The organism is Micromonospora peucetia (genome assembly GCF_900091625.1).
GTDB lineage: Bacteria > Actinomycetota > Actinomycetes > Mycobacteriales > Micromonosporaceae > Micromonospora > Micromonospora peucetia.
Map to the genome: position 1 here is coordinate 355,969 of NZ_FMIC01000002.1, position 19,296 is coordinate 375,264.

Here is a 19,296-nt window from a genome sequence, read left to right on the forward strand (position 1 = left end):
ACACACCTACGTCGGCGAGCTGTGACAGCCGTCAAGGTCCAGGCAGTCAACATCGACCGTGGAGGTCTGCTGAGCCACCCACCACGGACCGACAGGAGTTGTGACAGTCACCCACCAACCCGACAGATGCTCTGGCAGCCACCGCGAGGCGGCCAGCCGGAACGGCCGTCTCATCTCAGCCTGGCAGACGCGCACCGGAGCGGTCCTACAGGTGGGGCAGCTCGACAGCGCCGCAACGGGCTACGCCGGCGGCGGCTGGCGGACAGCGGGCGACTGTCAGCGGCCAGCGTCCTGGCGGCTGGCGGTCGGGTCGGACGATGCTGGGAACGACCGGCGGCGGTTGGCCTCACTCCGGGCGTCGAGGGCGACGTGTTCGGCCCACCCCGCCCGGCCCGACTCTGTTCGGCCCGACTCGACCCGGTCCGGGCCGTGCCGTTCAGGGGACGGGTCAGACGTAGAGGGAGGTGAACGGGGCCCAGGGGAGGTTGCGCAGCACCGAGAAGGCCAGCCAGGCGGCCAGGAAGACGCCGATCATCCGGGAACTGATCCGCAGCTCGGGCAGACGCCAGCCGAACGCCTGCCGGCCCGCCCAGGCGACGAAGAGGTAGGCCAGGAAGGGCAGCGCGAAGACGAAGAGGAAGTGGTGCCGGGCGGCGGCCGGCAGGTCGGCGTGCAGCACGTACCAGAGCGCGCGGGTGCCGCCGCAGCCCGGGCAGTCCAGCCCCGTGGTCAGCTTGAGCAGGCAGGTCGGCGCGGCGTCCGGGGCCGAGCGGGTGGGGTCGCTGAGCAGTGCGTAGCCGATACCGGCGGCGACGCAGCCGAGCGCGGCCAGCGGCACCGCCCAGCGCGGCGAGCGCTCGTAGAGACGGACGACGAAGCGGGTGAGCCGGTCCGGCTCGGGAACCGGGTAGGGCGGCACCGGGTAGGGCGGCACCTGGCCTGCCGGCCATCCGTCGGCCGGAGCCGTCGGCCACTGCTGGGGCGGGGCGTCGACCCCGCCGGTCTGCGGATGCGGCTGGGGGGCCGGTCCGTCAACGCTCTTCACGTCGCTCACCGTACACCGGCCAGGCCCGCCAGCGCGGCGGCCAGCGGGGCGGCCAGGTCGCCGGCGGCGGGCGGGGCCACCGCGTCCAGGCGCAGCCAGCCGGCGAGGCGGTGCAGCTCGGCGGCGAGCGCCAGCGCGGTCTCGCCCGGATCGACGCCCGGCTCACCCCAGGCGGCCGGGACCAGCAGCACGCCGGCCTTCCGGTCGGCCTTCAGGTCGACCCGGGCGGTGAACCGCTCCCCCTGCAGGAAGGGCAGCACGTAGTAGCCGTACGCCCGCTGTGGCGCCGGCACGTAGATCTCGATCCGGTAGCTGAAGTCGAAGAGCCGCTCGGCGCGGGCCCGCTCCCAGACCACCGGGTCGAACGGGCTGACCAGGGTGTTGCCGCGCACCCAGCGGGGCAGCCGCGCCCCGGCGTGCAGCCAGGCCGGCCGCTGCCAGCCCTGCACCACGACGGGCAACAGCTCGCCCGCCTCGACCAGCTCGGCGATGGCCTGCCGGGCACCGGCAGCCGGCAGCCGGAAGTAGTCGCGCAGCTCCGGCTCGGCAGCCACCCCGAGCGACCGTGCGGCGATCGCCACCAGGGCCCGGTAGGCCTCGGCGTCGGTCGGCGTGGGCGCGTCGAGCACGGCGGTCGGCAGCACCCGCTCCGGCAGGTCGTAGCGGCGGGCGAACGACGTGCTGCGGTCGGCGGCGGCGACCTCCCCCGCCCAGAACAGGAACTCCAGCGCCCGCTTCACCGCCGACCAGTTCCACCCCCAGTTGCCGGTCTCCCGGGGTGCGTCGTGCTCGATCTCGGCGGCGGTGAGCGGCCCCCGGGCGGCCACCTCGTCGCGCACCCAGGCGACCAGGCCGGGCTGCTCCTCGGCGATCCGCCGCATCCCGCCCCAGGCATCCGAGCGGGCCCGGGCCATCCGCCAGCGCAGCACCGGGTGCAGCCCGACGGGCACCAGCGACGCCTCGTGCCCCCAGTATTCGAAGAGCTCCCGCGGGCGGCGGTAGGCGGCATCGTCGAGCAGGGCGGTCGGATAGGGCCCGAGGCGGCTGTAGAGCGGCAGGTAGTGCGCCCGTTGCAGCACGTTGACCGAATCCATCTGGATCAGCCCGACCCGGTCGAGCACCCGACGCAGGTGGCGACGGGTGGGCACGCCGGTGGGCGCGGGGTCGGCGAAGCCCTGGGCGGCGAGCGCCACCCGACGGGCCTGGGCGAGCGAGAGTGATTCCGGTGCGGCCATCGTCGGGACCCTAATCCACGGGTACGACACCGGTGCGGACGCTGGACCGATCACCCCTCGGGGCATAGAACGGACGCATGCTCACGATTCGCCGCGAGGAGCCCGACGACGCCGAGGCGGTCGCCCGGGTGCACATCCACGGCTGGCAGGCCGGCTACGAAGGGATCATGCCCGAGGAGGTGCTGCGGCGGCTCAACGTCACGGCCTGGGCGCAGCGCCGTCGCGACCTCGGCACCGCCGACCCGGAGCACCCCTTCACCACCCTGCTCGGCGAGGTCGACGGGACGCTCGCCGGGTTCACCACGTTCGGCCCGTACCGCAACGACCAGGACCGGGACGACCTCGACCCCGCGCACGGGGAGGTGGTGGCGATGTACGTCGAGCCGGCGCGCTGGGGCGACGGGACGGCCCGGGCGCTGCTGGCCGCGGCCCGGGCCGGGCTGGTCGCCCGGGGCTGGTCCGACTACCGGCTCTGGGTGCTGGAGGCCAACCACCGGGCCCGCCGGTTCTACGAGCGGGCCGGGCTGTCACCGGACGGTGAACGGTCGACCTATCCGGTGCCGCTGGCCGGCGGGCGCCCGCCGGTCGGGCTGGTCGAGCTGCGGTACGCCGGACGCCTCGACGGCTGACCCGGCCGGCGTCACCCAGCGACGGATCGGCAGGAAGGCCAGCAGCGCCAGGCTGATCCAGACGTAGGTGTTGCTGCCGAGGAAGCCGTCCAGCCCGGTGAAGTCCTTCTCCCAGGCCCAGACGATCCGGCTGATCAGGAAGCCGTACCCGACGATCGCGGCGCCCAGCAGGACGCGGCGCCGGCGGCTGCCGGCGGACGCGGCCATGCCGTTGTCCACCAGCAGGATCAGCGCGGGCAGCAACCAGACCAAGTGGTGCACCCAGGTGACCGGGCTGACCAGGCACATCACCGCGCCCGTCAGCGCCAGGCCGGTCGCCTCGTCGCCGGCGGCCACGGCGGCCCGGGACCGCCACGCCCACAGCACCAGCGTGGCGACCACCAGCGCCAGCCAGGCCAGGGTGCTCGGGTGTTCCGGGTTCAGCCGGGCCACCACCCCGCGCAGCGACTGGTTGGAGACGAACGCCAACTCACCCACCCGACCGGTGTTCCACAGCGCCTCCGTCCAGAACTCCCGCGAGGCGTCGGGGAAGAGCGCGGCGGCCAGCAGCGTCGCGCCGGCCGCGGCGGCGATCGAGGTGACCGCGGCCCGCCACCGGCCGGTGACCAGCAGGTAGACGATGAAGATGCCCGGGGTCAGCTTGATCGCGGTGGCCACGCCGATGCCCACCCCGGCCCACCGGTTGCCGGCCGGCAACAGCCGGAGCAGGTCGATCGCGACCAGGAAGAGCAGCAGCATGTTGACCTGGCCGAAGTTGACCGTCTCGCGCATCGGCTCGTACGCGGCGGCCAGGCAGAGCGCCACGGCCAGGACGAACCAGCGGGTCCATCCGGACCGGCGGGAGATCGGGTCGACCAGCCACCAGAACAGCACGGCGGTGACCACCACGCTGGCGGCCACGCTGACCGCGATCGCCGCCGACCAGGGTAGGTACGCCATCGGCAGCATGACCAGGGCGGCGAAGGGCGGGTAGGTGAAGCCGTACTGGGTGCCGGGCTTGAGGAAGTCGTAGATCTCCCCGCCGTCGTGCACCCACCAGGTCAGCGCGCCGTAGTAGACCTTGAGGTCGAAGAAGCCGTGCCGCACGGCCGCGACGGACAGGAAGGCGGTCACCGCGACGGCGAGCGCGACGACGCCGACGACCTGTCGGATCGTCTGTCGGGGACCCTGCGGCACCATCGTCTCCCCCGCCCTGCGTAGGCTTCCGTCCCATGGCTCTCGGGTACGTCCGCCCGGCGCGTCCGGAAGACGCCGGCGAGATCGCACGCATCCAACTCGCGACCTGGCGGGTCGCCTATCGTCGGATCCTGCCCCGGCATGTGCTCGACAACCTGGACGAGGCGTGGCTCGCCCGGCGGTGGAGCGCGGCCGTGCAGGAGCCGCCCTCCGGCGCCCATCGGGTGCTGGTCGCCGTCGAACAGGCCGAGCAATCGTATCTTGTGGGGTTCGCCGCCTCCGGTCCGGCCGACGCCGAGGCGCTCGCCCCGGACGAGCCGGCGGAAGTTCTCGGGCCGGACGTCGCCGCGGTGACGGACCTGCTGGTGGAGCCGCGCTGGGGTCGGCGGGGGCACGGCAGCCGGCTGCTCGCCGCGACCGTCGACCTGTGGCGTTCCGACGGTTTCACCCGCGCGCTGGCCTGGGCCTTCGACGACGACGCGGCGACCCGGAAGTTCCTCACCAGCACCGGCTGGGAACCCGACGGCGCGGCCCGCGCGCTGGACGTGGAGGACATGCTCGTCGGGCAGGTGCGCCTGCACGTGGCGGTGCCCACCGACGCGGACCCGGCGGACGCGACGCCCACCGAGGCGACGCTCCCGGACCTGGCACCGGGTGGACCGGACCCGGGCGGGCCGTCGCCGGCGACGCCCGGGGACTGACGACCCGGGCTGCCCCGCCCAGGTCGGATCGGCTTCCCACGTTCCTCACCCGACGGTGTCCGGCGTTCCGCCGGACACTGTCGGTGGCGTCGCCTACGGTGGCCCCATGGTCGCGGCGACGGCGTCCACGAGAGGGAGGCACCGGGCATGTTCACGGACACGAGGGCGTGGAGCAGTTTCTCAGCGGACGACACCGGCCGGGCCGAGCGGTTCTACGCCGACACGCTCGGGCTGCGGGTGTCACGGGACGACGCCATGGGCGGCCTGCTGACGCTGCACCTCGCCGGGGGCCGGGACGTCATGGTCTACCCGAAGGAGGACCACGCCCCGGCGGCCTACACGGTGCTCAACTTTTCCGTCGACGACGTCGACCGGGCCGTCGACGAGCTGACCGCACGCGGGGTGCAGTTCGCCCGCTACCCCGGGATGCCCCAGGACGAGAAGGGCGTCATGCGCGGCAACGGGCCGACGATCGCGTGGTTCACCGACCCGGCCGGCAACATCCTGGCGGTGCTGGAAGATCACTGACCCGGCCTCCCGGCCGACGATCGCCGGGGCGTGGCGGTCGCAGCGGCAGCCTTCCGCCCGGCGAGCGGGTCACGGACCGCCGGGTGCAAGCAGCTCGGCGACCAGTTCCTCGTCCTCCATCGCCCCGGTGGGCACGAAGCCGAGGCTCGTGTAGAGGCGGGCGGCCTGGACGTTGTCGGGATGGTAGGAGAGCCGGACGGGGTGGCCGCCGTCCTGGGCACCCAGCCACCCGGCCAGGGTGCGCACGACCGCCCGGCCGACGCCCCGGTCCTGCTCGGCCGCGTCGATCACCATGCCGCCGATCCACCGGGACCCGTCGTCGTCGACGCCCCACATGACATGCCCGACGACGGTCTCGTCCGCGTACACCGCGAGCGAGGTCCACACGTCGGAACGCGTGGTCAGCAGCAGGTAGCGGGCCGCCAGCGCCGCCACCCACGCGCGTTGGTCGTCGCGCGGGGCCACGTCGGCCACCGCCCGCCAGTTCTCGTCGTCCACCGGGCGCAGGGTGACCCGACGCCCGGCCCGGTCGGAGAGTGCCGAATCGATCATCCGGGCAGCCTAGAGGCCGCCCGGTGCCTCCGCGACGGGTTTGCCCGTCAGTCGAGCAGCGCGTCCAGGCCGACGGTCAGCCCGGGCCGGCTGCGGACCGCGCGGATGGCCAGCAGTACGCCCGGCATGAACGAGACCCGGTCGTACGAGTCGTGCCGGATGGTCAACGTCTCCCCCACGGTGCCGAAGATCACCTCCTGGTGGGCGACGAGACCGGTGGCGCGCACGGCGTGCACGCGTACCCCGTCGATGTCGGCGCCCCGGGCGCCCGCGACCTCGTCCTTGGTGGCATCCGGCACCGGGCCGAGCCCGGCCTCGGCGCGGGCGGCCGCGACCAGCCGCGCGGTGTGCGTGGCGGTGCCGCTGGGGGCGTCCAGCTTGCGGGGGTGATGCTGCTCGATGATCTCGACCGACTCGAAGTGCCGGGCCGCGCGGGCGGCGAACTGCATCATCAGCACCGCGCCGATGCCGAAGTTGGGGGCGATCACCACGCCCACGTCGGGCTTGCGGGCCAGCCAGCCGCGCACCCGCTCCAGCCGCTGCTCGGTGAAGCCGGTGGTGCCGACCACGGCGTTGATGCCCTGTTCGATGCACCAGTGCAGATGGTCCATGACGACGTCCGGGGTGGTGAAGTCCACCACCACCTCGGCCCCGGCGTCGGACGCGGCGAACAGGCCGTCGCCCTGGTCGACCATGGCCACCAGCTCCATGTCGGCGGCGGCGTCCACGGCACGGCACACCTCGATGCCCACCCGGCCCCGGGCGCCGAGCACACCGACCCGGACCAGCTCGTCCGCGCTCTTCTCCTGCTCGTCAATCACGGGGCACAACCTATCCCAATCGGGACGCGCACATCCGGGCGGACCGTCACCGTCCCGCCGTCGACACTGCGGCGGGCCGCTGCCTCGGCCGGTCCGCCGCTGGGCGGGGCCGGCGACCGGAACCGGTCAGCGGGCGGAGAAGTCGCCCGCGCCGAACGGACCGACCACGGCCAGCGACATCGGCCGGCTCAGCAGCTCGGCGGCCAGGGTGTTCACGTCGGCCACGGTGACCGCGTCGACCCGGCCGAGCAGCTCGTCGACCGGCATGAGGTGGCCGTAGAGCAGCTCGCCCTTGGCCAGCCGGCTCATCCGCGAGCCGGTGTCCTCCAGGCCCAGCACGAACGAGCCCTTGCTCATCCCCTTGCCCCGGGCCACCTCGGCCTCGGTCAGTCCGTCGGCGGCCACCCGGGCGAGTTCCGCCCGGGTCAGCTCCAGCACCTCGTCCACCTTGCCCGGGGCGCAGCCGGCGTAGACGGCGAAGAGGCCGCTGTCGGCGTACTGGCTGGCGTAGGAGTAGACCGAGTAGGCGAGACCACGCCGCTCGCGGATCTCCTGGAACAGCCGGCTCGACATGCCGCCGCCGAGGATGTTGTTGAGCACGCCGAGGGCGAACCGCCGCTCGTCGAGCCGGTCGATGCCGGGGCAGCCGAGGATGACGTGCGCCTGCTCCGTCTCCTTCGGCTCCACCAGGGTGGTGGCGGGCCTGGTGCGTACGACCGGGGTGGCCGACCGGTGCGGCGCGGGCGTCGCCGGGTCCGCGTCCAGCGGGGTGCCGCGCAGCGCCTGGCGGACCAGCTTGACCACCGTGGCGTGGTCCAGGTTGCCGGCCGCGGCGACGACGATCTGCGGGGCGGTGTAGCGGCGGCGGTAGAAGCCCTGGATCTGCCGCCGGGTCATCGGGGTGACGGTCTCCTCGGTGCCGGAGATCAGCCGGCCCAGCGGGTGGTCGCCGTAGACGGCCCGGGCGAAGATGTCGTGCACCTCGTCGCCGGGCTCGTCGTCGTGCATGGCGATCTCCTCGAGGATCACGCCCCGCTCGGTCTCCACGTCGGCCGGTTTAAGCACCGAGTCGGCGACCAGGTCACACATGACGTCGATCGCCAGCGGCAGGTCCTCGTCCAGCACGCGGGCGTAGTAGCAGGTGTATTCCTTGGTGGTGAAGGCGTTGGTCTCGCCGCCCACCGCCTCGATCCCGGAGGAGATGTCCAGTGCGCTGCGCTTGTTGGTGCCCTTGAAGAGCAGGTGCTCCAGGAAGTGCGCCGCGCCGGCCTGCGGGCCGGTCTCGTCCCGGGAGCCGACCGCGACCCAGACGCCGAACGAGACGCTGCGCATCGCCGGGATCGCCTCGGTGAGCACGCGCAGCCCGCTGGGCAGCACGGTACGTCGTACCGTGCCGCCCAGCGGATCGTCGCTGATGGTGCGGGTCACCGCCCGCGAGGCACCACCGGAGGAAACCGCCCCGGCACCTCGGGAGGAGGCCCCTGCGGGGCCTGGGGAAGACGCCACCCCCCGTCGATCCGGCGGAAACGGCGCACTGACGGCCCGACTCACGTGTTGCTCCCAGATCGACGAGGGGTGGGTGGTGCGACTATCTGGTCAGCTGCGCCGGCTGCGGCGACGCGGGCGCTCGCCGCCCTCGCCACCACCCTCGCCGCCGCCCTCGCTCGGGCCACGACCGCCCCGGTCGCCGCCGCGCTCACGGTCGCCCCGGTCGCGCGGGGCCCGGTCGTCCCGGTCCCGGCCAGCCGGACGCTCGCCGCTGGCGGCCTCGCCGGCGGCCGGCGCCTCGGCGCCCTCCGGGCGGACCTTGTCCAGGTAGATCTTGCCGCGGGCGTCGATGTCCGCGATCTCGACCTCGACCCGGTCGCCGACGTTGAGGAAGTCCTCGACCTTGTCGACCCGCTTGCCGTCGCCCACCTTGGAGATGTGCAGCAGGCCGTCGCGGCCCGGCAGCAGCGAGATGAACGCGCCGAACGCGGCGGTCTTGACCACCGTGCCGAGGAACCGCTCCCCGGCCTTCGGCAGGGTCGGGTTGGCGATGCCGTTGATCCGGTCCACCGCGGCCTGGGCCGACGGGCCGTTGGTGGCGCCGACGTAGATCGTGCCGTCGTCCTCGATGGAGATCTCGGCGCCGGTCTCGTCCTGGATCGCGTTGATGGTCTGCCCCTTCGGGCCGATCACCATGCCGATCTTGTCGACCGGGATCTTGACGGTGGTGACCCGCGGGGCGTACTCCGACATCTCGGCCGGGCCCTCGATCGCCGCCTGCATCACACCGAGGATGGTCTGCCGGGCCTCGTTCGCCTGCTGCAACGCGGCGGCCAGGACGTCCGACGGGATGCCGTTGAGCTTGGTGTCGAGCTGGAGCGCGGTGACGAACTCCGGCGTGCCGGCGACCTTGAAGTCCATGTCACCGAACGCGTCCTCGGCACCGAGGATGTCGGTCAGCGTCACGTACTGGGTCTTGCCGTCCACCTCGTCCGAGATGAGGCCCATGGCGATGCCGGCGACCGGCGCCTTCAGCGGCACACCGGCGGAGAGCAGGCCCAGCGTCGAGGCGCAGACCGAGCCCATCGAGGTGGAGCCGTTGGAGCTGAGCGCCTCGGAGACCTGCCGGATGGCGTACGGGAACTCCTCGCGCGACGGCAGCACCGGGATCAGTGCCCGCTCGGCGAGCGCGCCGTGGCCGATCTCGCGCCGCTTCGGCGAGCCGACCCGGCCGGTCTCACCGGTCGAGTACGGCGGGAAGTTGTAGTTGTGCATGTAGCGCTTGCGGTTCTCCGGGGACAGCGTGTCCACCATCTGCTCCATGCGCAGCATGTTCAGCGTGGTGACGCCCAGGATCTGGGTCTCGCCGCGCTCGAACAGCGCCGAGCCGTGCACCCGGGGCAGCACGCCCACCTCGGCGGTCAGCGAACGGATGTCGCGCGGGCCGCGGCCGTCGATGCGGACCTGCTCGCGCAGCACCCGGTTGCGCACCTCGGACTTGGTCAGCGACCGGAAGGCGGCGTTGAGCTCCTTCTCCCGGCCCTCGAAGCGACCGCCGAGCTCCTCGGCGACCTTGGCCTTGATCCGGTCCAGGGCCTCCTCGCGGTCGGCCTTGCCGGCGATCTGGAGCGCCTCGGCGACCTCGGCGCGGGCCAGGTCGGCCACCGCCTGGTAGACGTCGTCCTGGTAGTCCAGGAAGACCGGGAACTCGGCGACCGGCTTGGCAGCCACCTCGGCCAGCTCACTCTGCGCGCGGCACAGCTCGCGGATCGCCGGCTTCGCGGCCTCCAGGCCGCTGGCCACGATCTCCTCGGTCGGCGCGGTGGCGCCGCCCGCGATCAGGGCCACGGCGTTCGGCGTGGCCTCGGCCTCGACCATCATGATCGCGACGTCGCCGTCCGGCAGCGAGCGGCCGGCCACGACCATGTCGAAGGTGGCCCGGGCCAGCTCCTCCAGGGTCGGGAAGGCGACCCACTGGCCCTCGATGTGCGCGACCCGGGTCGCCCCGATCGGGCCGGAGAACGGCAGGCCGGAGAGCTTGGTCGACATCGAGGCGGCGTTGATCGCCACGACGTCGTAGGGGTGCTGCGGGTCGAGCGCGAGGATGGTCTCGACGACCTGGACCTCGTTGCGCAGGCCCTTGACGAACGACGGGCGCAGCGGCCGGTCGATCAGCCGGCAGGTGAGGATCGCGTCCTCGCTGGGGCGGCCCTCACGGCGGAAGAACGAGCCGGGGATGCGGCCCGCGGCGTACATCCGCTCCTCGACGTCGACGGTCAGCGGGAAGAAGTCGAACTGCTCCTTCGGGTGCTTACCGGCGGTGGTGGCGGAGAGGACGACCGTCTCGCCGAGCTGGGCGACGACGGAGCCGGCGGCCTGACGGGCCAGCCGGCCGGTGGAGAAAGTGATCTCACGGGTGCCGAAGGCCCCGTTGTCGATCACGGCGGTGCGGGATTCGGTGCCGAGGTTGGTCTCGGTCATGGTGCTGTCTTGCTCCTTCGCATCGGGGGCCCACGACGCGGGAGCTGCTCAGACGGCCGGTCTTCGATCGAAGCGCCCGGATGGCCGGCGGGATGCCGGGGTGCCCGGGGGCCACTACCGGAGACCGGTACGCTGACCGGCTCCCTTTTCGGGTGGTCGCGCGGCCCGGTTTTCGTGTGGTGGCGGAGCGGGGGAGCGACCCGGTCGGGTCACTCCCCCGTCAAGTCACCGGCGCAGACCGAGCCGCTCGATGAGCGACCGGTAGCGGCTGATGTCCTTCTTCTGGACGTAGTTGAGCAACCGACGGCGGCGGCCGACCAGCAGCAGCAGCCCACGGCGGCTGTGGTGGTCGTGCTTGTGCACCTTCAGGTGCTCGGTGAGCTCGGCGATCCGCTTGGTGAGGACCGCGACCTGCACCTCCGGCGAACCGGTGTCGCCCTCGGCGGTCGCGTACTCCGCGCGGATCTTGGCCTTGGCTTCCTGGTCGAGCGCCATGTTCTCCCTGTTTCGTGGGTTGTTCGATGATGTCCGTCGGCTCGGTCAGTGGACCGGAACGGACCGGTACCTCGCTCCCGCGGCGTCGTGCAGGCACGCGAGGCCCCACGTCGGTCAGCCGACGTCCCCGCCAGACTACCAGCCCGGCCGGGGGTGGCCTGTCAAGGGCCGCGACGCGGGTCAGTCGAGGGCCCGCCGGGTCCGTTCGACGTCCTGCCCCATCTGGGCGATCAGCGGCTCGATCGCGTCGTAGCGGATCTGCCCACGCAGGTGCGCCACGAAGTCCAGCGCCAGCCGCTCGCCGTAGAGGTCGCCGGAGAAGTCGAGCGCGTACGCCTCCACCCGCCGCTCCCGGCCCGAGAAGGTCGGGTTGGTGCCGACCGACACCGCCGCCGCCAGCGGCTCGGCGTGGCCCCGGCGCACCAGCCGGGCGGCGTAGACGCCGTCGGCGGGCACCGCCGCGTGCCGGTGGCAGAGCAGGTTGGCGGTGGGGAAACCCAGCTCACGGCCGCGCTGGTCACCCCGGACCACCACGCCCTCCACCCGGTGCGGGCGGCCGAGCGCGACGGCCGCCGCCGTCACGTCCCCCGCGTCGACGCAGGAGCGGATGTACGTGGAGGAGAAGACGGTGCCCGCCTCGGCGACCAGCGGGGCCCCCTCCACGGCGAAACCGAAGGTGCGGCCGAGCCGCTCCAGCAGCGCCACGTCACCGGCGGCCTTGTGCCCGAAGCGGAAGTTGTCCCCCACCACGACCAGGGCGGCGTGCAGGTACTCGACCAGGATGTCGTGCACGAACGCCTCGGCGGGCAGCCGGGAGAACTCGGGGGTGAACGGCACCACACAGAGCACGTCCACGCCGAGCGCCTCGATCAGCTCGGCCTTGCGGGCGGTCTCGGTGAGCACCGCCGGGTGCGAGCCGGGGCGCACCACCTCGGCCGGGTGCGGGTCGAACGTGACCACCACCGACTTCACGCCCAGCTCGCGAGCCCGGGACACGGCGTGCCCAATGGTCGCCTGGTGCCCCTTGTGCACACCGTCGAAGACGCCGATGGTGACGACCGACCGTCCCCAGCCGCCGGGCGCCGCGTCGTACCCCCGCCACCGCTGCATGCCGCTCCTCCCCTGCCTCTCCGGCGGCCCGCACCGGCCGCCGGTCCTCCGCACCCCCGCCTCAGGCGGGGGCGAGCACGATCTCCGCGCGGGCCCGGCCGTCCCGCTCGCTGACGATAGCGATCAGCCCGCCGTCGGGGCCGAAGACCGCGTAGGGGCCGAGAATTCCCGCCGGGTCGAGCGGCCCGCCGTGGGAGAGCACCTTCGCCTCGTCGGCGCCGGCGTCGCGGCGCGGGAAGAACCGGTCGGCCGCCGCGTCGAGCGGCAGGTTCACCACCTCGGGGGCACGTTCCTCCAGCTCGTCGAGGGCGGCGGCCTCCGCTAGGGCGAAGCCACCGACGGCGGTACGGCGCAGCGCCGACAGGTGACCACCCACCCCGAGCGCCAGCCCCGCGTCCCGGGCGATGGCCCGGATGTACGTCCCGGACGAGCAGGTCACGTCGATGTCAACGTCGACGACGTCCGGGGAGTCCCGGCGCACCGCCAGCAGCTCCAGCCGGGACACCGTGACCCGGCGGGCGGGCAGCTCGACGGTCTCCCCGTCGCGCACCCGCTTGTACGCCCGCTGTCCGTCGACCTTGATGGCGCTGACCGCGCTCGGCACCTGGTCGATCTCGCCGGTCAGCGCGGCCAGCGCGCCCCGGATCGCCTCGTCGGTGACCTGGCCGGCCGGCGTGGTGGCGATCACGTCGCCCTCGGCGTCGTCGGTGACCGTGGCCTGGCCGAGCCGGACGGTGGCGGTGTAGCTCTTGCCGGCGCCGATCACGTAGGTGAGCAGGCGGGTGGCCCGCCCGACCCCGATCACCAGCACGCCGGTCGCCATCGGGTCGAGGGTGCCGCCGTGCCCCACCCGACGGGTCCGCGCCAATCGGCGAATCCGCGCCACCACGTCGTGCGACGTCATGCCGCCGGGCTTGTCGACCACGATCAGACCGTCTGTGCTCACGACACCCAAGACTGCCAGATCGCACCGGACGCCCCGCCGCCGCCGTACGCGGGTCGGGTGGACGGCCGGCGCGGCGTCCACCGGTAGGGCAGCGTTGTCCGCGGGGGGCCGCGCGGGACCACGGCGGGGTGCGGCGGGTGCGAAGATCATGCGCCCTCTCCACGTACCCACCCCTGGACTGACCGATGAGCACCGACCAGCGGCCCACGGCGCCGCGCACCGACCCGTACGCGGATCTTCCCGAGGAGCCCGTACGCATTCCGGACTGGATGCGCGAGGCGCAGTCGGACCACGTACCGACCCGCTCGGAGCGGCTCCGACTGGGCTGGGAGAGGCACGCCGGGAAGCTGCTCGGAAGCGTCGCCGCCCTGGTGGTGCTGTCGTTCCTCGCGGTGCTGGGCCTGGTCGGATTCGGCTTCTACGACCGGGTCCGCGACAACGGCCCCTTCCTGCCCGACCGCCTGGCGCCCGGTCCGGTCCGTCCCACCGACGCCGCCGGCAACTCGGTCAGCCCGTGGGCGGCCACCCCGGCGGAGTCGTACGCCGCCGGGAAGAACGCCATCGTCTTGCCGCCGGCGAAGGCCGTCGGACCGTTCACCCGGAAGCATGTGGCCGACGGCCTGACCAAAGTACGGCAGGCGCTCATCGAGGGCCGGATCGACGTGTCGATGTTGACGATCAACGATCCGGAGCCCTTCCTCCGCCTGATCGCCCCGGACAACCGGGATGAGGTCCGAGGCGACCTGGCGGACGGCGTGGCGCTGAACTACGTCACCCGGGTGGAGGACAGGGCCGACCCCCGGTTGGACGGCAAGGACACGGTCCGCGCGAAGGGCACCGTCACCTACCGGGCGACCACCGATCCCAACGGCATCCGGGTGCTGGAGATCACCACCAGCTTCATCTGGGTCTACCACTTCGACCTCTGGCGGGCCCAGGAGCACCCGCCCGGCACGGAGCTGGTCACCGTGCGAGACGAGGTGGTCTGGCACCTCCCGTACGCCGACGACGTACAGCCCTCCTCGCGAGGGTTGTGGGTGCACGAGGCGGCAAGCACGATGTACAACGCCGACTGTGCCGGGATCAAGCGCGGATTCCTCGCTCTGGACCACGATGAGCCGCTGCGCCGCCGACCCACGGCCACGCCGACCGGCGACGTCTACGACCCGAACTGGCGGCCCGGCGACGGCGAGAGCTGCTGACGGTGACGACAGGAGCGCCGACGCCCGCCGGCAGGCCGCCCGCCCACGAGCACCGCGCCCGTGTCGAGCTGCCGGAGTGGATGCGCGAACCGACGCCACCGCGGTTGACCATCGGCCGCCGGGTCTCGGAACTGGTGGAGCGGCTGCCGGCGTTGCGTGAGGCCCGCCTGTCGCTGTGGCGGTGGCGGGACCGGACCAGGTGGAGTGAGTCCCACCCGAGGATCACGGCGGTCGTGTCATTCTTCGTCGTGGCGGCGGTGGCGACCGTACTGGTCACCGGTGCTCTCTACCTGTTCCATCTGATCATGCTCGGCGAGGTCTGACGGAAGAGCGCCGGTGCCCGACCGGTCACCACGCGGTCCTGAGGCTCACCGCACCGCACCGACCACGGCCCAGGCCCCGGAGCGCAGCCGCAGCAGCAGGGCGACCAGCCGGAGAACCACGAAGAGCGTGAGCCCCGCCCAGATGCCGCCGAGCCCGAGGTCGAGCCCGTACGCCAGCCAGATCGCCGGCAGGAAGCCGGCGAGCGCGGCCACGACGGTGAGGTTACGCAGGTAGCGGACGTCGCCCGCGCCGATCAGCACGCCGTCGAGGGCGAACACGACACCGGCCAGCGGCAGCATCGCCACGAACCACGGCCAGGCGAGCATGGCCTGGTCGCGTACCTGCGGATCGGAGCTGAACCAGCCGGGGACCACGCCGGCCCCGGCGGCGATGAGCACGGCGAACGCCACGCCGCAGGCGCCGCCGAGCAGCCCGATCCGGCGGGCGAGCTCCCGGGCGGCGGCGGCGTCGCCGGCCCCGAGGGCGGCGCCGACCAGGGACTGGGCGGCGATGGCGAGCGCGTCGAGCACCAGCGCGGTGAAGAACCACAGTTGCAGGGCGATCTGGTGTGCGCCCACGGCGGCGACCCCGAAGCGGGCGGCGACGGCGGTGGCGGAGAGGAAGCTGGCCTGGAACGCGACGCCCCGAATCAGCAGGTCCCGGCTGAGCGCCAACTGCTGCCCGATCAGCCTCGGGCGGGGTCGCAGCGAGATCCGTTCGGCGACCAGCGCCCCGGCGAAGAGCACGCCGCCGATGGTCTGGGCGATCACGTTGGCCACCGCGGAGCCGACCAGTCCCAGCCCGGCCGGATAGACCAGCAGCGGGCAGAGCACGGCGGAGAGCAGGTTCGGGCCGAGCACGAACAGCAGTGGGCGGCGGGTGTCCTGCACGCCGCGCAGCCAGCCGTTGCCGGCGGCGGCGAGCAGCAGGCCGGGGGCGCCGAGCGCCGCGACCCGCAGCCACTGCGCGGCGGCGTCGGCCACCTCGCCCGGGCCTCCGGCGAGGGTACGCGCCAACGCCCCGCCGCCGAACTGCATGCCGAGCGCGACCAGCACCCCCACCCCGAGGGCCAGCCAGGAGGCCTGGACGCCCTCGGCGACGGCGGACGCCCGGTCGCCTGCCCCGAACCGTCGGGCCGACCGCCCCGTGGTGCCGTACGCGACCACGGTGCCGAGCCAGGTGATGAGCGTCAGCACCGTCCCGCCGATGGCCAGGGCGGCCAGTGGCACCCGGCCGAGGTGCCCCACCACCGCCGTGTCCACGAGCACGTAGATCGGTTCGGCGGCCAGCACCACCAGCGCCGGCAGGGCCAGCGCGGCGATCCGGCGGGGCGTGACGGACCGGGGCTCGGTGTGGACGGATTGGCTCATCGCCGTCGATCCTGGCACGGGGCAGGTAAGGATCGCAAGCTGTGCGATCACTTACCGCGAGTCGCCTTCACCGCAGGTCGGCTTCCGTGTGGTCAGCTTTCCAGGGGGTGTCACCTTTCCGGGGTCACCTTTCCGGGGTCACCTTTCCGGGACGGTCGGCTTTCCGGGAGGGTTGGCTTTCCGGGGGTCAGATGGACGACGCTCACGGCACCGAGCAGGAGCACTCCCCCGACGACCACCGGCGCGGGCAGCGACTCACCGACGAGCCAGCCCGCGAGCAGCACGGCGGTGAGCGGCTCCGCCAGGGTGGACAGCGCGGCGGCGCTGCCGGTGATGCTGCGCAACCCCGCGTAGAACAGGGCGTACGCCACCGCTGTGGTGACCACCCCGAGGTGCACCAGCAGGCCGACGGGCGCGAGCCGGGCCGGCACGCCGATCCCCTCGGCCAGCGCGATCGGGGCCAGCGCCAACGCACCCACCACTGCGGACACGGTGGTGAGCGTCATTGGCGCGACACGCTGCGCGGCGTGCCGGCTCAGCACGGTGCTGGCGGCATAGCCCACCCCCGAGCCGAACGCCGCGAGCAGCCCGAGCAGCGGGCGAGGCGCGGTCGCGCCCGGCTGCCCGACCGACACCGTGATCAGTACGAGGCCGATGATGCCGGCCGTCAGGGCGCCCAGCATGGTCCGCCCGGGCAGCCGCCGCGCGCGCAGGGACTCCCACCCGAAGATGAGAACGGGGGCGAGCCCCAGGCTGACCACGGTGGCCACCCCGACGCCACCCGCCGCGACGGCGACGAAGTACAACGCCTGGTAGCCCCCGAGCCCGACTCCCACCAGGACGAGGGCCACCGGATGCGACCGCAGCGCCGCGAGCACCGGGCCCAGCCGGTGCGCCACCAGGGCCACCAGCACCACCGCGCCGATGGCGAGACGGTAGAAGCCGATGCCCGTCGGGGTGAGCGTCGTGGACTCACGGACGAGTTGCACGGCGACACCGGTGGTGCCCCACAACACGCCGGCGCCAGTGACGTACAGCAGCCCCCGGCGGGTGCTACCGGTCGGCGTGGGACGGGAGCAAGAGGTAGACGGAGACGAGGACGACGGGAAGAGAGACGTACGGGACACGGGCGCGCTCCAGGGCGGAATCGAGACGCTGACAGGAATCGACGTCTTGTTGGAGCGCACGCACGACGAACATGGGCGTTTCCCACCCAGGTCTGCAGGGGCGTCGATCAGGCGGGCAGCCCCCCGGGGGAGACCGACTGCCGTCCCACGGAGGGGGACGCGGCCGGTGGCGTGGCGCTCCGCTCAGGAGCGCGGCGGGGGCAGCACGCCCCGAAACAACCTCATGCCCGACCCTAACCCGGCACGCTGCCCCCCGAGCCGGTGGTTTCTCACCACCGAGCGAATCCCACTGCCCCGCAGCGGTAACGCGCGAGCGGTAACGCGCGAGCGGTAACGCGCGAGCGGTAACGCGCGAGCGGTAACGCGCGAGCGGTAACGCGCGAGCGGTAACGCGCGAGCGGTAACGCGCGAGCGGTAACGCGCGAGCGGTAACGCGCGAGCGGTGATCAGGACGCCATGGACCCTAAAGCGGCCGGGTAACGTCCATGGCGTCCTGATCACCGCTGGTTGGGTCGGCGTTCTTGAATTGCGTCAGCGATTAGGCGGACGGCCACGCCAGCGCCGGGCCCGGACGTGGCAGACGGCGCGCAGGGGGCACCGCGCAGGGGGCACCGCGCAGGGCACCTGGCAGACGGCGCGCCTTGGCGCGGCCCTCGGTGCCGGCAGACAGGGCGGGCAGGCACGTCTACGGCGAGCAGGCAGGCAGGCACGTCCGTGAGCAAGCACGTCTGCGGCGAGCAGGCGGGACGGCTGGAGGTGATCAAGAAGGTAAAGGCGAGGGTGGGCGGTGGGGCGTGCACGGCGCTCGGGGCCGGGTGGGCGGTGACGCCGGCCGCGTCACCGCCGGTGGACCTGGGTCACTGACGGGTGTCCATGGAGGTCTGCAGCGCGCGGCGCATCTGCTCGCGGGCCTCGTCGGTGGTCTGCGGCTTGGGCTTGCTCGGCATGGTGGTCCCCTTCCAGGGCGCGGGCCGCCGACGGGCGGCAGCCCTCATCGGGCAGTGGTGCTGAGCGCCCGGCAGCGGTCCGGGGTCACCGGAGCGGCTGGTGGGCGCGTGAGCCCGGGTCGGTCCGACCCTGGAGGGAGGCGCCGCCGGGTGTGGTGACACCGCCCACGGCCAACGCCGCCACACGACGCCGACCGATTCCCAAGCTATCGTTCAGTTCCACATACTGCCCACGGTTCCCGCGATCTGGACTCACGTTCCGCACCGGGCGGGCACTGCCCGGTCGGCGCGAACCTCCTGCACCACGCCGATGGCGGTGTTCCCCAGCACCACCAGCACGATCACCGCGGTGTCGCGCAGGCACCGTCGGGCGGGACGCGGAGACGCCGTCCAGCGGGACGCGAGGGCTCCGTCCAGCGGGACGCGGGACGGAGGGCCCGTTCAGCGGGACGCGGGACGCAGGGCCCGTTCAGCGGGCAGCGGTCAGCGGTCAGCGGGCCAGGAAGTGCCAGCCCAGCCACCACCAGAAGCCGAACAGGCCGATCCGGCCGACCGGCACCGAGCCCACCTCGTAGCGCATCACGTAGGCGCAGACCTCGCCGAGTGTGGGGATCCGGGACCCTTCACGGCGGGCCGCCCACTCGACGGCGGCGAAGAGCACCAGCGAGGCCAGGAAACCACCGATGGCCAGCGTCCGCATCATCGCCGCACCAGTCCCCAGAACGCCGACAGCCAGCCCAGCCACACCGCCGAGCGGACCAGTTGGTCCTCCAGCAGTGGATCGGCCAGCCGGGAGAAGGTGGGGAAGTCGTCCCCCGCCGCGAGCACGAACGTGGTTCCCTCGAAGACCCCGAAGACCACCACCGGCAGCGCCCACCAGGCCGCCTTGGCGCCCAACCGGCGCGGCGCGGGCCGCCGGGGCACCCGGTTGCTCAGGCCCAGCCAGATCAGCACCCCGCCGGTGCCGAGGGTCCAGAGATTGGCCTCGGTCGAGAAGGACGGAAACCGGCCTCCGACCAACGACAGGACGACGAGCACCGGAACGGTGACGGCGGGACGGTCCCAGGCGCGGGGCGCATCGACGGTGAGGTCGTGGGGCTGCTCCATCCCGCGATTCTC

Annotated in this window: 19 protein-coding genes and 1 pseudogene; 6 read left to right on the forward strand and 14 right to left on the reverse strand. The window is 73.1% G+C overall.

From position 1 onward, the window contains the following. Positions 1-448: 448 nt before the first annotated feature. Positions 449-1,054 carry a DUF2752 domain-containing protein gene (locus tag GA0070608_RS02130; RefSeq protein ID WP_411970763.1) on the reverse strand — a complete coding sequence of 202 codons (606 nt, stop codon included), beginning with the start codon at positions 1,052-1,054 and terminating at the stop codon, positions 449-451. Next, a complete protein-coding gene (locus GA0070608_RS02135; RefSeq protein ID WP_091620674.1) occupies positions 1,051-2,280 on the reverse strand; it encodes a winged helix-turn-helix domain-containing protein in 1,230 nt (409 codons plus the stop codon). Before GA0070608_RS02135 ends, GA0070608_RS02130 begins: the two co-directional genes overlap by 4 nt. Before the next feature lie 77 nt (positions 2,281-2,357). Here GA0070608_RS02135 and GA0070608_RS02140 point away from each other — a divergent pair, with 77 nt between their 5' ends. Further along, positions 2,358-2,909 carry a GNAT family N-acetyltransferase gene (locus GA0070608_RS02140; RefSeq protein WP_091620679.1) on the forward strand — a complete coding sequence of 184 codons (552 nt, stop codon included), beginning with the start codon at positions 2,358-2,360 and terminating at the stop codon, positions 2,907-2,909. Here GA0070608_RS02140 and GA0070608_RS02145 read toward each other — a convergent pair. Then, complete coding sequence (locus GA0070608_RS02145) at positions 2,808-4,088, reverse strand: glycosyltransferase 87 family protein (RefSeq protein ID WP_411970764.1); 1,281 nt, start codon at positions 4,086-4,088, stop codon at positions 2,808-2,810. The two genes, GA0070608_RS02140 and GA0070608_RS02145, sit on opposite strands and share 102 nt — an antisense overlap. A 32-nt stretch (positions 4,089-4,120) precedes the next feature. On the opposite strand from GA0070608_RS02145, the pseudogene GA0070608_RS02150 reads away from it, so the two are divergent. Together GA0070608_RS02150 and GA0070608_RS02155 are read left to right on the forward strand one after the other, a co-directional pair. Further along, positions 4,121-4,693, forward strand: a pseudogene (locus tag GA0070608_RS02150) (N-acetyltransferase family protein); the annotation flags it as partial. A gap of 240 nt (positions 4,694-4,933) precedes the next feature. Then, on the forward strand, positions 4,934-5,314 hold the full coding sequence (locus GA0070608_RS02155; RefSeq protein WP_091620682.1) for a VOC family protein: 381 nt from the start codon (positions 4,934-4,936) through the stop codon (positions 5,312-5,314). A gap of 69 nt (positions 5,315-5,383) precedes the next feature. Here GA0070608_RS02155 and GA0070608_RS02160 read toward each other — a convergent pair whose 3' ends face one another. From GA0070608_RS02160 to truB, 7 genes are all read right to left on the reverse strand, one after another. Further along, positions 5,384-5,866 carry a GNAT family N-acetyltransferase gene (locus GA0070608_RS02160; protein WP_091620686.1) on the reverse strand — a complete coding sequence of 161 codons (483 nt, stop codon included), beginning with the start codon at positions 5,864-5,866 and terminating at the stop codon, positions 5,384-5,386. Positions 5,867-5,913: 47 nt separating this feature from the next. After that, entirely contained in the window at positions 5,914-6,687 is a 774-nt protein-coding gene (gene dapB, locus GA0070608_RS02165; protein WP_091620689.1) for a 4-hydroxy-tetrahydrodipicolinate reductase, read from the reverse strand. 126 nt (positions 6,688-6,813) lie between these two features. Next, positions 6,814-8,238, reverse strand: coding sequence for a M16 family metallopeptidase (locus GA0070608_RS02170; protein WP_091620692.1), 1,425 nt, complete (start codon positions 8,236-8,238; stop codon positions 6,814-6,816). Positions 8,239-8,283: 45 nt separating this feature from the next. Then, positions 8,284-10,656 carry a polyribonucleotide nucleotidyltransferase gene (locus GA0070608_RS02175; RefSeq protein WP_091620695.1) on the reverse strand — a complete coding sequence of 791 codons (2,373 nt, stop codon included), beginning with the start codon at positions 10,654-10,656 and terminating at the stop codon, positions 8,284-8,286. Between the two features lie 225 nt (positions 10,657-10,881). Continuing rightward, complete coding sequence (gene rpsO, locus GA0070608_RS02180) at positions 10,882-11,151, reverse strand: 30S ribosomal protein S15 (RefSeq protein WP_007075299.1); 270 nt, start codon at positions 11,149-11,151, stop codon at positions 10,882-10,884. Between the two features lie 180 nt (positions 11,152-11,331). Next, positions 11,332-12,261 (reverse strand): bifunctional riboflavin kinase/FAD synthetase, encoded by a 930-nt coding sequence (locus GA0070608_RS02185; protein ID WP_091620698.1) that lies wholly within the window; start codon positions 12,259-12,261, stop codon positions 11,332-11,334. Positions 12,262-12,322: 61 nt separating this feature from the next. After that, entirely contained in the window at positions 12,323-13,207 is an 885-nt protein-coding gene (gene truB / locus GA0070608_RS02190) for a tRNA pseudouridine(55) synthase TruB (protein ID WP_091634130.1), read from the reverse strand. A gap of 185 nt (positions 13,208-13,392) precedes the next feature. Between truB and GA0070608_RS02195 the strand changes: the two genes are divergently transcribed. Then, complete coding sequence (locus GA0070608_RS02195) at positions 13,393-14,409, forward strand: hypothetical protein (RefSeq protein ID WP_091620703.1); 1,017 nt, start codon at positions 13,393-13,395, stop codon at positions 14,407-14,409. Between the two features lie 2 nt (positions 14,410-14,411). Next, positions 14,412-14,732, forward strand: a complete 321-nt coding sequence (locus GA0070608_RS02200) for a hypothetical protein (RefSeq protein WP_245715667.1) — start codon at positions 14,412-14,414, stop codon at positions 14,730-14,732. 45 nt (positions 14,733-14,777) lie between these two features. Here the strand turns inward: GA0070608_RS02200 and GA0070608_RS02205 are convergent, their stop codons facing one another. After that, the gene (locus GA0070608_RS02205) at positions 14,778-16,103 is read right to left on the reverse strand and encodes an MATE family efflux transporter (protein WP_091620706.1); all 1,326 of its coding nucleotides are present in this window, start codon (positions 16,101-16,103) and stop codon (positions 14,778-14,780) included. Between the two features lie 110 nt (positions 16,104-16,213). Next, complete coding sequence (locus GA0070608_RS02210) at positions 16,214-17,230, reverse strand: DMT family transporter (RefSeq protein WP_091620710.1); 1,017 nt, start codon at positions 17,228-17,230, stop codon at positions 16,214-16,216. A gap of 714 nt (positions 17,231-17,944) precedes the next feature. On the opposite strand from GA0070608_RS02210, the gene GA0070608_RS32475 reads away from it, so the two are divergent. Further along, positions 17,945-18,094 carry a hypothetical protein gene (locus GA0070608_RS32475; RefSeq protein ID WP_176733615.1) on the forward strand — a complete coding sequence of 50 codons (150 nt, stop codon included), beginning with the start codon at positions 17,945-17,947 and terminating at the stop codon, positions 18,092-18,094. A gap of 573 nt (positions 18,095-18,667) precedes the next feature. Here GA0070608_RS32475 and GA0070608_RS02215 read toward each other — a convergent pair. Beyond that, positions 18,668-18,877 (reverse strand): DUF6186 family protein, encoded by a 210-nt coding sequence (locus GA0070608_RS02215; protein ID WP_176733919.1) that lies wholly within the window; start codon positions 18,875-18,877, stop codon positions 18,668-18,670. After that, a complete protein-coding gene (locus GA0070608_RS02220; RefSeq protein WP_091620717.1) occupies positions 18,877-19,284 on the reverse strand; it encodes a hypothetical protein in 408 nt (135 codons plus the stop codon). The genes GA0070608_RS02215 and GA0070608_RS02220 overlap by 1 nt, the downstream gene beginning before the upstream one ends. Between the last annotated feature and the right edge of the window lie 12 nt (positions 19,285-19,296).